Source organism: Methanosalsum zhilinae DSM 4017 (genome assembly GCF_000217995.1).
GTDB classification, from domain to species: domain Archaea; phylum Halobacteriota; class Methanosarcinia; order Methanosarcinales; family Methanosarcinaceae; genus Methanosalsum; species Methanosalsum zhilinae.
In genome coordinates this window covers 1,708,397-1,721,841 of sequence record NC_015676.1, presented here as the reverse complement: position 1 = coordinate 1,721,841, position 13,445 = coordinate 1,708,397, and the positions used below count along the sequence as shown (strand labels likewise).

Sequence of the window (13,445 nt, the reverse complement as noted above, 5' to 3'; positions counted from 1 at the left end):
GGTTTTATGAGACATTCAACGGTTTTGCATGTAATGGGAAATCTTCTCTTCATGCTGGGTGTGATTATGTTTGTTCCTCTTCTGATTGCACTGTATTATGGTGAATCGCTGTATCCGTTTGCAGTTGCAATCGTAGCTTCGATTTTATCAGGTTCCCTTCTTTCAATAAACTTCGAAGAAAAGGAGAGGTGGTATCACAGGGAAGGGTTTGCTATTGTTGCAGGTGGCTGGCTGCTTGCTGCTGCATTTGGTTCAATCCCTTTCATCCTTAGTGGAATATCTCCTATCAATGCTTTTTTTGAATCAATGTCAGGCTTTACCACAACCGGATCCACCGTCCTGATGGATATTGAATCATATTCCCGGAGTCTCCTTTTCTGGAGAAGCATGACCCAGTGGCTGGGAGGAATGGGTATTATCCTTCTGTTTATTGCCATTCTTCCAAAACTTGGTGTTGCAGGACGTGAGATGTATTATGCTGAAGTCCCGGGCCCTGATAAGGAGGGTATCAAACCACGTGTCAGGGAAACGGCCAAGTTATTGTGGATGGTCTATCTTCTACTTTCGGTAATAATGGTGCTGATATTCCTTATTCTTGGTCTTTCACTGTATGATTCAGTGACACATACATTTACAACCGTTGCATGCGGTGGTTTTTCTCCATATGCAGACAGTATCGCAGCGTTCAACAGTCCTCTGATAGAAGGCACAATAACACTGTTCATGTTTCTGGCAGGTATCAATTTTGTACTTCATTACAGGACACTTTATGGTCCCCGAAAAGATATATTAAGGGATGAGGAATTCAGGTTCTATCTGGCAGTTGTTTTCCTGGCGATTGTGGCTCTTGCTTTTGTTTTGTGGAGGGATATGAACTTTGGTATATTCGATTCTCTCAGGTATGCATCGTTCCAGTCACTTACCATAATCACTTCCACAGGCTTTGCATCAGCTGATTTTGATCTCTGGACAGATTCTTCCCGAATGATCCTTTTGGCACTGATGTTTACAGGAGGATGTGCAAGTTCCACAGCTGGTGGAATCAAAATGGTTCGTATACTTTTGCTATTAAAATATACATATATCCGCTTAAAAGGACCTGTTCTTCCATTATCTGTCAATGTCCTCAGGCTTAACGGACGGGAAGTACCTTTAATTCAACTGCAGTCGGTCATTGCATTTGTAGTACTCTATCTGGCAATATTTTGTGTAAGCTCACTGATTCTTGCAGAACTTGGTCTTGATATCGTTTCTGCTATCACAGCTTCAATAGCCACACTGGGAAACATTGGACCCGGACTTGGAATGGTGGGACCCATGGAAAACTTTGCAATGATACCGGTAATGGGAAAAATTATTCTCATTTTTAATATGTGGGCAGGTAGACTTGAAATATTTACAGTACTGGTACTGCTAACTCCAGAGTTCTGGAAGAACAGGTAATATGCTTTTGCTGGGAATTCATGATTTGATGGATTAAAGAAAGATAAATCAATGATCAATGGCATTTATTTTGGAGGTATATTCAGATGAAGATCATAGATGTAGAATCAGAACCCATACACAAAAATCCACATGGTGTGGATGCAAGAAGAATATATAACAGAGATCATGGACAGGCAATTCATATAGAACTGAATACAGGACAGAGTCTAAATAAACATATAACACCCGTTGATGTATTCTTTTATGTACTTGAAGGCACTGCGACAGTAGAGATAGGTGACGAAATCCAGGAGGTGGAACAGGATCATCTTGTTGAAAGTCCTGCAAAGATCCCCCACAGGGTCATGAATATCAGTAATAGCAAGGTGAGGTTTCTTGTTGTCAAGATGCCCAGACCAGCAGAACCCACTAAAATCCTATAATAATTGAAAGCAATAGCACCGAATAACTATTCAGAACCAAAGTGCGTCTTTTGGACAACTGACAATACATCTCTCACATTTGATGCAGTCAGGCTTTTGTTCCAGTGAACTCACTTACAGCTGAATTGGGTATACCTAGCCACATTTTGTACACTGGATGTAACAACTTTCATTGATATCTGATGATAGTTAATTAATAGATAATTTTATTATCTCATAATTCCATAATATTAATTTAGTAGACTATAATATGAGCTTTTGATTTTAAGAAAGTGAAAAGTACGGCATTACATGAGGCACGGGAGCGTTCTACGTAATTACTTTTCTTGCAGGCCCCGCTTCACTGTTTTCTGTGGCTATGATAGCCTACAACTAGATAGGGGGATACATAATGAATAAAATAAAAATTTTGTTGGGAGCTTTAGCTTTCCTGACAATTATGTTTGTTTCAACTGCTTCAGCCGGAGTAGTTTGTATAGATTTTGAAGACAATGCAACAGTGGGCGTAGCTCCGGGTGATCCGGTAGAAGGAATTTATTGGAGGGATATGCTTTGCATAAATGCCACAAATACTGTATATCTGGTTGCTGAAAATAATTCAGCTATTATTGCTTACCAGGCAAACATTAATGACAGCAACGTTAATAAGTATGACAATGGATACCTGACAGGTAACGGTATTGGTATAGACTTCTATAATCGCAGTAATCGAAGTTCACCAGAAGAAATATTTAAATTCACCTTTAAGGGAAATACTCTGGTGAATAATTTTTCACTTGAGCTCTTTGATTTTGGAGATTTTGATGGAGGGTTTAATTTAGGTTATGTTAATGCGACTTTAATAGCCTATAATGCATCTGGAGTTATGATAAATTCAGCCTCTATCAATATAACTGATATCAGTCTAATGTATGATGCTCTATATGGACCACAAACTTTGGTAGTGAATGGACCTGGAATCGCTTACGTTGAACTTGTAACAAATCCAACTGAAAGATTTGCAATTGACAACATCTGTTTCGATGCATATGACCCAACTCTATCAACATACTGTCTTTTTGCAGGCCAGGACATACCAATAGGTACAGTAGATGTCTGGCACGACTGCGAAAACCTGTATGTGAAATATATGATCAATGATAAAGAGTATTTGGACTGGTATTTCACTGAAACTCACTTTGATATTGCAACTGATGTTTCTGATATCAGCCAAAGCAGGAGTTCTAATCCAATTCCAGGAAGATTTGAATATGGAAATGACAGTTTAGATTATCTAAAAGAGTATTCGGAGACGATTCCGCTGGATAAGTTAGATGGATACTGTGATAGGCTTATAATAGCAGCACATGCAAGTGTTGTAAAACTGTCTGGAGAAGTTGAAATAGATGAGGAGAGCGCATGGGGAGCTGACTGTGAAGATCCTTCGAAATTCAATGAAAAGAATTGGGCAACTTATTTCGAGTATATTCCTTATTGCATTTCCTGTGAGTAAGGACTTAAATTGGCACTATCAGTGCCAATTTTTATTTTTAATTTTTTGACTTTTTTCAGTAACTTTTAAGGATATCAGTTATTTTTATTTTCAAAAATCAAACTTTTAAAAATATCAATCAGAAGTTTCTGATTTGATTTCTGATCTATACTTGAAATCCATTTCATTCTTCAAAACATCCTTGAATATCACTCGCAGATCCCACAGGAGTTTCTTGTTGGCCTTAAACAGAGCAAACAGGAGGTCCATCAGGCTCATGCTGGTAAAATTCACATCTTTTAATGAATAGGCCAGTGAATTCAACTGCTTATCGGTAAAATTGATAAAGTTGTTCTTGACAATGAGACTGCAATCGATTTCCTTTCCAATAGTTGCCTTCCAGCGCTTTTCATAGTTCATCAGCATTTTTTCTGATACATCACCGGCTTCAATAGCTTCAGCTGCAACCTCTGCTGCGATCTTTCCTGCATCCATTGCATTGATTATCCCTCCACCTGTGATCGGATCTGATTGCCTTGCAGCGTCTCCTACAACCATCAGGCCGTTTGCAATGGTCTTCTCAATGGAACCGCAGACAGGAACTCCACCGACAACCATTTCTATTATTTTACCCTCAGGCATGTTCTTTTCCACAAAACGGTTGAGATAGTCAATGGCCCTCTGCTGATCATTGGATTCACTGCCAAGTATTCCAATTCCCACATTGGCCATTTTTTCTCCCTTGGGAAATATCCATATGTAGCCGGATGGTGCAACTTCATTGCCCAGATAGAAGTGGCAGTAACCCGGATCAATCTCAGTTCCTGTGATCAGGTACTGGGCACATGTTTCAATATCCTTCAGTTTCAGGGTGGTATCGATCCCGGCCCATCGTGCGACCTTTGATTCCACACCATCAGCTGCGATAACTATCTTTGCCCGGACTGTATACTCCTCTCCAAACTGCATCAGCTGTACTCCCCGGACAAAACCATCCTCTATCAGAAGTCCTGTTGCCCTGGTCTTTACCTGCACCTCTGCACCGGCGACAGCAGCTTCAAAGGCAAGCGCCCTGTCAAAAACCTTGCGTTCAAGAACATAACCGACTTCTCCTCCTGCAATCTCCTCAGCCATCTCTATTATTGTTCCGTCAGGAGAGTAAATGCGTGATCCTTTCATATCTGCACATATCCACCTGGGATCAGGTTCTATATGCTGCCTGAGATTGAATTTACCCACACCTTCTGCACATCTGACAGGATCTCCGATCTCCTGCCTTTTTTCAATAAGCAAAACATCAAGACCTTTCAGGGCCGCGTTCTTGGCAGCAATAGAGCCAGCAGGGCCTGCTCCCACAACAACCACATCATATTCATCTTTCATTTATCCACCTCAAGCGCCCCGACAGGGCATACCCTCTCACATATTCCGCATGAAATGCAGCTGCTATCAACTTCAATCCATGTTTCTATAAGTTCCAGTGAGCTTTCAGGGCATACCGCCACACATGCACCACAATATCCGCATTTGTATCTATTAACGTTAACAGTCACTGACAATCACCTGTAATGTATCTGGCACTTCTATAGAGTCTGTTCAGATATAATTTTTGTTAATTATATTTATTTATCCAGCAAAAGATATTTCAATCATTTTCTACAGGCAGTGCCTGAAATCACTCGGATGCTATCCTGCATGTGTCAGACAGGATAGCTACCCTTCCTTTTCCGGAACGCATACTGAACCTTTCTTTAATATATTCCTTTGCAAGTCCACTCCCATGTACAAGTAACTCCACAAGGTCCTGGGGCTCGTCAATATCAGTGCTGGCTCTGAATGAATCATATACATGTACTGACATTCCACACTCTTGTGCTATTGCATAGTGGTTTAGAAAACTTGAACCATAATATTTTACATGGAATCTGGATGGCTGCATGATTCGGATTATGTTTGTACCCCCGCCTTTGCCAGGTACAATTACCACATCAGTCTGTTTTTCTGTAATATCCATCACCTGGCAGGGAGCAAGAAGCGGCAGGTCTGCCATTGCAATCAATACCGGCTCATCAATGGATGCCAGGTACTGGTTAATTGCTTCGTTGAGTCCTTTTTCATTCTCTATAATGCCCACATCCAGATCAGGTGCGATACTGGCACGGCTGGTTGTAAGAACATCTATGTTCTCAATACCTGCTGATCTGAGTGTATTGAACACATCCTTTAACATAAGTTCCACAAATTCCTCACGCTCGTGAAGATCCAGAACAGAAGATAATCGTGATTTTGCATTCTCTTTCTTGTAGGGGATTACAGCTCTCATGTTATATCCTCTCATACAGCGTATTGCGCCTTACAGGGGTTCTGCCGGCGGATCTGATCATCCATTCAAATTCTTCAGCTGACATATACTCCCCGCTTTTTGCACCTGCGGATTTTGAGATCCTCTCTTCCATCAGTGTCCCTCCAAGATCATTTGCTCCGCAGTGCAGTGCAAACTGTGCTGCCTTCTTTCCAAGCTTGACCCAGCTTGCCTGTATATTGTTCAGATGCCTGTGCAGGATGATACGGGCAAGTGCATGTATCATCAGGTCATCAGTTCCTGTAACCATATATCTGCCAGAACGCATCATCTCCTCTCCCAGGGAATTGTTGTAGGGCATGAAGGGCAGGGGTACGAATTCAGTAAACCCGCCTGTCCTGTCCTGGATATCCCTGATGGTCATTATATGATCAATACGTTCCTCAATGGTTTCCACGTGCCCATACATCATTGTGGAAGTTGTGCGAATGCCTGTATTATGGGCAGTGGTTATGATATCTATCCACTCTTTGGTGGTGATCTTTTCAGGACATACTGTTTTCCGGACCCGGTCTGAGAGTATTTCAGCAGCAGTACCCGGCATTGTATTAAGTCCGCTTTTCTTTAGAGTCAGAAGGGTCTGCTTGATACTCATTCCGCTGAGGCTGGCTGCATGGTATATTTCCATTGGGGAAAAGGCATGTATGTGTATTGAAGGAAAACTGGATCTGATAGTTTCAAGCATTTCTGTATAGAAACCCAGGTCAATGTTTTCCATGAGTCCGCCCTGGATACAGACTTCAGATGATCCTGCCTGTACTGCCTTTTCAACCTTTTCCAGTATCTGATCCAGGCTCATAATGTAGCCTGTACTGTCCTTGAATGCACAGAACCTGCATGATCCTGAGCAATGGTCTGTAAAGTTTATATTGCGGTTGATTATGTAGCTGACATCATTTCCGGATGATGTACTTCTGAGCCTGTCTGCCAGTCCTAGCACCTCAAGCGGACTGGAACCTGCAAGCAGGAGTGCATCATCTCTGCTGATCCTGCCAGCAAATGAGCGTTCAATAATTTCTTCGGGGATTGTGGATGTTTCAGATTTCATCTTTTACCCTATCTGGTTTGATTGTCTATTTTATGGATTGATCTTTCCGGTATCCATTGCAGCCTAGAAATTCGATAAGTTCTGCTATTGAGTCACTGTACCAACCTTTCTCAATATACTGCGGATATATGGGCAGTCGTTCGCGAAGAGGTATGCTCCCAACCATCTGCTGCAGTCTATCCACAGAAGGCCAGCTGGATTCTGGATTTATCCAGTCAATGGTTGCAGGAGAGATCCCACCCAGATCGGATGCTCCGGCTCTTATGAGATGGCGTGGGTCTGTCAGGTTTGGAGGTACCTGGACTGCAATATCATCCTGCAATATTTTCCTTGCCAGAGATACTGTATCTATCATGGTATCAATATCTGGAGCAATACAATTTTCCATTTCGGTCCCGGGTTTCGGGGTAAAGTTCTGGATGATCACTTCCTGTATATGCCCGTATTTCTTGTGGAGTTTAGCTATGGTTTCAAGGGAGTGAATGCGATCTTCCCGGCTTTCTCCAATCCCTACCAGTATTCCTGTGGTAAATGGTATTTTAAGCTCGCCTGCGCTCTTTATAACCTCTATTCTCCTCTCAGGTAGCTTACCAGGAGAATTGCTGTGGACCTTTACTGTGGCTGTGGTCTCCAGCATCAGGCCCATACTTGCATTAAATTCTGCAAGCTGCTTCATACTGGAGTGAGTAACAATTCCCGCATTGGTATGGGGTAGAAGTCCGGTTTCCACCGCGATCCTGCACAGATCTGTTATATAGTCTATATTGGTGGAATATCCCAGTTCCTGCAGAAGTTCTGAATAACCTTCCACTTCTTCAGGCTGTTCTCCAAAGGTAAACAGTGCCTCACTGCATCCCAGCTCTTTGCCCTTTTCAAGTATGGGTCTTATCTTTGCAGGGCTCATGAGATGTGATTGTGGATCATCTGGCTCCTTTCTGAAACCACAGTATCCGCATCTGTTCCTGCACACATTTGTAACCGGTATGAATACATTGCGTGCAAATGTAACAAAATCAGCCATGATATCAATCCAATGTCCAAGCAATTACATAAATTTAACCTGATGATTATAATTTAAACGGTCCATAAAAATAAGAGATAATAATCTTTAGTGGATGATCTTCTTCATTGTGCCGGATACTCCAAGGGCTATACCCTCAACCTCAATACCACCATGACCTTTTGCCCCGTCGCCTACAACAAACAGGCTCTCGATGGGTGTTGTATTCCCTATATCCTGTCCTGAACCCGCCCTGTTAACCGGCCAGCCGTTATGGTAGGACTGAACCATTAATACCTCGTAGTTTTTCCCGGTAAATATTTCTTCAAGATCTCTAAGTCCAAGCTCAATCTCCTCTTCAAGATGATCTATTCTGTCCCAGGGTGTGCATTGATGCGCCATTACCAGGTGTTTGCCAGGAGGTGCAAGTCCGGGGTCTATATTGGTAACCTCATTGATTCCATTGACTCTGCGGGCATAGGGTGTCAGCAGCACACCTCCATGTCCAATAAGAGGCTCTTCTGCACCAAGGCATATCTTCACACCGGCTGAGGGCTTTATCTTCTCAAGGCTGTCCAGATATTCTTTGTAATTATCTTTGTTCCTGAGATCCGGACAGATCCTGGCAGTTTCCCTGTGGCCCAGATTGCTGATAACGATATCTGCAGAATAGGAATTTCCCTCACAGAGAATACCGGTTGCATTTCCATTTTCTGTGATTATTTCACTGACCTCATGGCCTGTATGTATTCTGCCACCGCATGAAACGATCACATCTTCCAGTGCCCGGATCACGGCTTCACACCCTCCGATGGGAACACCTGAGCCACTGTAACGGTACAGGTTTGAAAAGATTTCAAAAGCCTCCTTTGCAGGCACGTCACTGCTTCTAAGGCTCAGTGACCAGCCACAGAAAGAATCTGCGATCCTGTATGTCCAGTCTTCATGTATGTGCTTTGAAAACCACTCCTGAAAGGATCCCTCCTTTGGAGGAAATATCTTTGTTGCTGTGGTGTAAAATGCAATTTTCAACCTGTTTATAAAGGAGAAGGGTTTGGTAAAATGATTGAAGGGCATATCCACATACCCTCCTTTATAGTCCTCTGAATCTTTATCTGCAGGCATGCGTATAACTGACATTGGCCTGGAACGCACTATTTCCACTTCAGCTCCCACGTCCCTTAGTATCTGTGCCAGAGGTCCGCTGGGCCCATGGGGGATCATGTGCAGGGCACCGGTGCTTAATTTATATCCTTTATGATCAATATTTGTGAACCTGCCGCCGATTACCGGGAGTCTTTCAAATACTTCTACATCATATCCGCTTCTGGCAAGCTTTGCTGCACTCAGCAGCCCTCCAAGTCCTGCACCTATGATTGTTGCCTTCAAGATCATACCTCTATTGCTTTCAGGGGACAGTACTCAGCACATGACCCGCATTCATTGCACCTGTCATTGAATTCTGCCCTTCCCATCACATCAATAGCATCTTTTTTACATATCGCAGCACACTGACCGCATCCGACACACAGACCATTTATTTTCATGTACCAGGCCACCATTTTTTAGATAATATTAGAACTCTATTATAACTCTGATTTACCGGTTTGCTCAGATTTATTATGGATGAGTTAAATACAGTTGTATATTATAAGTATAGTGTTTGTGCCAGTAAGTAACCTGCTGGTGTTACCTGCCAGAATTTCTGCAACTGAACACTTTGCTGATAGTACGATATAGCTGACCTGATTAGCCGGATGTTACCGGCATGGACTAAATGCACAGAATGTTCCTCCGTCTGTGCATTTTTCCACTATTTCTATCTGACTATCTGATAACACCGGTGATATATAATATTTATCTATGGCATCTGCTTTGCTTACAACTATTTTCATCTATAAGGTCTATGACTATCGAGTCCTGAGATATTCTAACCTGACAGGATCTCAGATGGATCTGGTCTGGTTAAAATTTAGATAAATTAAAGTAATGTGGCTTAATTTCTATTTTTCATAATCAACTGTGACTGATATTTGGAAATAGTTATATAGAAATAGCTTATCTACGATTGGTATCATCAGGTGATATATTATGGCAGGAATAATTGACAGTTACATCCCAGTTGCCATCATACTAGTAGTGGCAATCATTATGCCTATTATTACGATGTTCTTTGTGAACATCCTGAGTCCCCGAAGTCCGGGTGAAACAAAGTTCTCTACCTATGAATCAGGTTCGGATCCAACAGGTGAAGCAAGGATTCAGTTCAAGGTCGAATATTACTTATATGCTATTGCTTTTGTTATTTTTGACGTGGCTATACTGTTCATGTTCCCGTGGTCGGTGATCTTTGCTGGATATGATATGGCTGCAATCTTGACCATTGAACTCTTGATATTCATTACGATCCTCCTGTTTGGATTCATATACCTGTGGAAGAAGGAGGGCCTTAAATGGGAGAAATGAATCAGAATATGACCCAGAAAATCAAAGAAAAAGTGGAGGAAGAAGTAAATCCGGAAGAGATTCCCGGAGTCATTACCACAACTTCCAATGCAATAAGTGATTTTATAAAAAAGACAGCAGCCCAGGATTTTATTAACTGGGGCAGAAAGAATTCTCTATGGTTCATGACCCAGCCCATGGGTTGCTGTGGTGTGGAAATGATTGCAACAGGCTGTGCCCACTATGACACTGACAGGTTTGGTATAATTCCAAGGAACTCGCCAAGGCATGCAGATGTTATGATTATAAGTGGCTATGTGACCAAAAAGTACCTGCCTGCCCTTAAAAAACTATGGGAACAGATGGCCTCACCCAAATGGATCATTGCCATGGGTGATTGTTCAATAAGCGGTGGTCCATTCTATGAGTCATACAGCACTGTGCAGAATATTGATGAGATATTCCCGATTGATGTGTTCATTCCCGGCTGTCCTCCAAGACCTGAGGCTTTGCTTGAAGGTTTCATCCAGCTTCAGAAGAAAATTGCAGCAAAGAAAGATAAGGGTACCAACTACTGAGGTTAAAATATGGATGCGAAAACAATTATTGATTCTATAAGTAACGAATTTTCTGATTCTATATCAAATACCTTAATTGAATCTGAAATAAGGGTATCTGCATATGTTTCATTTTCAGATGTTGTTGAGGTGTGCAGATATCTTAAAGAAAGCCTGGGTTTTGATCATCTCTGCTGTGAATCGGTTGTTGATTATATTAAAAGGGATGAACTCGAGGTGGTATATCATATAGCTTCATATGACCATCCGGTCGTACTGACCCTGAAGGCAATACTTCCCAGAGATAAACCGGAAATTGATTCCATTGTTGATGTATACTGGAACGCTAACTGGTATGAGAGAGAGAACTACGAGCTTTTTGGTGTCAGTTACACCAATCATCCTGATCTAAGAGCACTGGTTCTTCCTGAGGAAATGCTTGGTGAATGGCCCCTTCGAAAAGATTACGAGGGCTTTCCCCAGAAAACAGCTAAAAATCTGGTGTGAGGGATACAAATGATAGAGAAAACCACTCCTTCTGAGATGATAGTTCACATCGGTCCCCAGCACCCGATGCAGCCTGGTCCCTACAGACTCAATGTCAAGCTGCATGGTGAAACAGTTGTGGATCTTGATGTGGAACTGGGATTTATCCATAAAGGTATTGAAAAAATTCTGGAAAGTAAGACATACCTGCAGGGAATCACAATTGTGGATAGAATGTGCTATCTTGCTGCTCTTTCCAATGAAGAGGTATTCTGCGGGTGTGTAGAGCGTCTGGCTGGTATTGAACCCACACCAAGATCCCAGTATATTCGAGTAATAGTTGAGGAACTGTCCCGAATACAGAGCCATCTGCTTGGATTCGGAGAGTTCGGGCACTTCATAGGCTATGCCTCAATGTTCATGTTCACGATCAAAGAAAGGGAAGAGGTACTGTCTCTGCTTGAAATGGTTACAGGTGCCAGGATAACTCATTCTTATATCCGGTTTGGCGGTGTAAGGGAAGACCTTCCGGAAGGTTTTGAAGAGAAGTGTAAAAAGGTATTTGAAGGTGTCAGGATTGCCTGTGATGAATATGAAGAACTGCTGAGCACAGATACTATTTTCAAGGAGAGGGCAGTTGGTGTAGGAGTCCTGACTGCTGACATTGCTAAAGAATATGGTGTTGCAGGACCTGCACTCCGCGCCACTGGCGTGCCTTTTGATATACGCAGAAATGAGCCATATCTGGCATATGATGATCTTGATTTCAATGTCTGCACCCAGAAAGAAGGCGATATATTTGCCAGGGTCAAGGTACGTCTGGATGAGATCCGTGAGAGCATGTATATAATAGAGCAGGCCCTTGACCAGATCCCTCAGGGTCCTCTGTTCCCGGAAGATTCACCGTATGGCAGAAGAACCCCTGTAATGAGAGTTCCCCAGGGTGAGGTATTCTTCAGGGTGGAGGATCCACGGGGTGAGATGGGAATGTACATGGTGTCAGATGGTTCTGATAAACCATACCGTGTAAAGGTCAGAGGTCCTGTGTTCCCTACAATGCAGGCATTGCCTCCATTGATCAAAGGAGAGTCTATAGCTGATGTTACTGCGATTGCCGGTAGCATGGATTCATGTACCAGTGAGGCGGACAGGTGAGTATGATGGTGGATATTATAGAACTGTATAATAATCCCTGGCTAAGAGGTGTTCTTGGCCTTGTACTGATCGGAGTAATTTTTATCGGTGCAATGATTGCTGTATGGCTGGAACGTAAGATATCAGCCGATGTTCAGTACAGGATAGGACCAAACCGCCTTGGAAAATTTGGAATATTCCAGCTGGTTGCTGATGCGATAAAATTGTTCACAAAAGAGGATATTATCCCCAATAAAGCAGACAGAATTCTTTTTGTAACTGCTCCCATGGTTATGATGGCATCGGTATTTCTTATGCTTGTGGCAATTCCATTTGGAGCCGTAATAATCAATGATACTGTATACCCGATCGTGGCCGCTGAAATGGATATAAGTATTCTTTATATTCAGGCAATGTCCGCAATATCCCTGATAGGTATTTTCATGGTTGCCTACGGTTCCAACAATAAATATTCTCTTATAGGGGCTTTCAGGAACTTTGCAAGAATGGTTGGATATGAAGTCCCACTCATGATCACCATTATAAGTGTGGCAATAATGGCAAACAGTCTTGATATTATTGAGATTGTGAAAGTTCAGGATCCTATGTGGTTTATTATACTACAGCCAATTGGCTTCTTTGTATTCTTTGTAGCTTCAATGTCCGAGATGGGGCGTCTGCCTTTTGACCAGACGGAGGCAGAAGAAGAACTTGTGGCAGGATGGATCACCGAATATACAGGTATGAGATTTGGTCTTGGTTTTTTTGCAGAATATATCCATATGATTCTTGGATCATTCCTGATTGCTCTTCTGTTCCTTGGAGGATGGAATCTGCCAGGGCTTGTACCGGGAATATTAACCTCGAATTTGATCCTGGGATTCATTGTGCCTACAGTTGTCCTGGTGGCAAAAGCAGGTATTGTCCTGATGTTTATAATCATGCTTAGATGGGCAGTTCCAAGGTTCAGGATCGATCAGGTTGTGAACCTGAGCTGGAAGAAACTATTCCCACTCTCAGTAATAAACCTCGTCTGGGCCATAGCATTGACTCTGTACATGGGAGTGTGAGATT

16 protein-coding genes are annotated in these 13,445 nt (G+C 42.4%); 8 read left to right on the top strand and 8 right to left on the bottom strand.

Annotated elements, in window-relative coordinates; all coding sequences use genetic code 11:
- The first annotated feature begins 6 nt into the window (after positions 1–6).
- Both MZHIL_RS08095 and MZHIL_RS08090 read left to right on the top strand, forming a co-directional pair.
- Entirely contained in the window at positions 7–1,443 is a 1,437-nt protein-coding gene (locus tag MZHIL_RS08095; RefSeq protein WP_013898884.1) for a TrkH family potassium uptake protein, read from the top strand.
- Between the two features lie 86 nt (positions 1,444–1,529).
- Entirely contained in the window at positions 1,530–1,868 is a 339-nt protein-coding gene (locus MZHIL_RS08090) for a cupin domain-containing protein (RefSeq protein ID WP_013898883.1), read from the top strand.
- A 30-nt stretch (positions 1,869–1,898) separates the two neighbouring features.
- On the opposite strand, the gene MZHIL_RS10910 is transcribed toward MZHIL_RS08090, so the two are convergent.
- Positions 1,899–1,982: a 4Fe-4S binding protein gene (locus tag MZHIL_RS10910; protein WP_083812344.1), complete on the bottom strand. Its 84-nt coding sequence runs from the start codon at positions 1,980–1,982 to the stop codon at positions 1,899–1,901.
- 277 nt (positions 1,983–2,259) lie between these two features.
- Here MZHIL_RS10910 and MZHIL_RS08085 point away from each other — a divergent pair, with 277 nt between their 5' ends.
- Positions 2,260–3,360 (top strand): hypothetical protein, encoded by a 1,101-nt coding sequence (locus tag MZHIL_RS08085; protein ID WP_013898882.1) that lies wholly within the window; start codon positions 2,260–2,262, stop codon positions 3,358–3,360.
- A 114-nt stretch (positions 3,361–3,474) separates the two neighbouring features.
- Here the strand turns inward: MZHIL_RS08085 and MZHIL_RS08080 are convergent, their stop codons facing one another.
- The 7 genes from MZHIL_RS08080 to MZHIL_RS08050 all read right to left on the bottom strand — a co-directional run bounded on the left by MZHIL_RS08080 (position 3,475) and on the right by MZHIL_RS08050 (position 9,296).
- On the bottom strand, positions 3,475–4,722 hold the full coding sequence (locus MZHIL_RS08080) for an NAD(P)/FAD-dependent oxidoreductase (protein ID WP_013898881.1): 1,248 nt from the start codon (positions 4,720–4,722) through the stop codon (positions 3,475–3,477).
- Positions 4,719–4,892 (bottom strand): 4Fe-4S binding protein, encoded by a 174-nt coding sequence (locus tag MZHIL_RS08075; RefSeq protein ID WP_048815554.1) that lies wholly within the window; start codon positions 4,890–4,892, stop codon positions 4,719–4,721. Before MZHIL_RS08075 ends, MZHIL_RS08080 begins: the two co-directional genes overlap by 4 nt.
- 122 nt (positions 4,893–5,014) lie before the next feature.
- Positions 5,015–5,662, bottom strand: coding sequence for a 2-phospho-L-lactate guanylyltransferase (gene cofC / locus MZHIL_RS08070; RefSeq protein WP_013898880.1), 648 nt, complete (start codon positions 5,660–5,662; stop codon positions 5,015–5,017).
- Between the two features lies 1 nt (position 5,663).
- Positions 5,664–6,749, bottom strand: coding sequence for a 5-amino-6-(D-ribitylamino)uracil--L-tyrosine 4-hydroxyphenyl transferase CofH (gene cofH, locus MZHIL_RS08065; RefSeq protein ID WP_013898879.1), 1,086 nt, complete (start codon positions 6,747–6,749; stop codon positions 5,664–5,666).
- Between the two features lie 25 nt (positions 6,750–6,774).
- Positions 6,775–7,770 (bottom strand): 7,8-didemethyl-8-hydroxy-5-deazariboflavin synthase subunit CofG, encoded by a 996-nt coding sequence (cofG, locus tag MZHIL_RS08060; protein ID WP_013898878.1) that lies wholly within the window; start codon positions 7,768–7,770, stop codon positions 6,775–6,777.
- An 87-nt stretch (positions 7,771–7,857) separates the two neighbouring features.
- Positions 7,858–9,144, bottom strand: coding sequence for a phytoene desaturase family protein (locus MZHIL_RS08055; protein ID WP_013898877.1), 1,287 nt, complete (start codon positions 9,142–9,144; stop codon positions 7,858–7,860).
- On the bottom strand, positions 9,141–9,296 hold the full coding sequence (locus MZHIL_RS08050; protein WP_013898876.1) for a 4Fe-4S binding protein: 156 nt from the start codon (positions 9,294–9,296) through the stop codon (positions 9,141–9,143). The genes MZHIL_RS08055 and MZHIL_RS08050 overlap by 4 nt, the downstream gene beginning before the upstream one ends.
- A gap of 544 nt (positions 9,297–9,840) precedes the next feature.
- Between MZHIL_RS08050 and MZHIL_RS08045 the strand changes: the two genes are divergently transcribed.
- The 5 genes from MZHIL_RS08045 to fpoH are packed head-to-tail and all read left to right on the top strand — an operon-like array spanning position 9,841 to position 13,441.
- Positions 9,841–10,215: an NADH-quinone oxidoreductase subunit A gene (locus tag MZHIL_RS08045; RefSeq protein ID WP_013898875.1), complete on the top strand. Its 375-nt coding sequence runs from the start codon at positions 9,841–9,843 to the stop codon at positions 10,213–10,215.
- On the top strand, positions 10,203–10,772 hold the full coding sequence (gene fpoB, locus MZHIL_RS08040) for a F(420)H(2) dehydrogenase subunit B (protein ID WP_013898874.1): 570 nt from the start codon (positions 10,203–10,205) through the stop codon (positions 10,770–10,772). The genes MZHIL_RS08045 and fpoB overlap by 13 nt, the downstream gene beginning before the upstream one ends.
- Positions 10,773–10,781: 9 nt before the next feature.
- Positions 10,782–11,258 (top strand): F420H2 dehydrogenase subunit FpoC, encoded by a 477-nt coding sequence (gene fpoC / locus MZHIL_RS10575; RefSeq protein WP_013898873.1) that lies wholly within the window; start codon positions 10,782–10,784, stop codon positions 11,256–11,258.
- Between the two features lie 9 nt (positions 11,259–11,267).
- On the top strand, positions 11,268–12,392 hold the full coding sequence (gene fpoD / locus MZHIL_RS08030) for a F420H2 dehydrogenase subunit FpoD (RefSeq protein WP_013898872.1): 1,125 nt from the start codon (positions 11,268–11,270) through the stop codon (positions 12,390–12,392).
- A gap of 2 nt (positions 12,393–12,394) precedes the next feature.
- Positions 12,395–13,441 carry a F420H2 dehydrogenase subunit FpoH gene (fpoH, locus tag MZHIL_RS08025; protein WP_013898871.1) on the top strand — a complete coding sequence of 349 codons (1,047 nt, stop codon included), beginning with the start codon at positions 12,395–12,397 and terminating at the stop codon, positions 13,439–13,441.
- Positions 13,442–13,445: the final 4 nt, after the last annotated feature.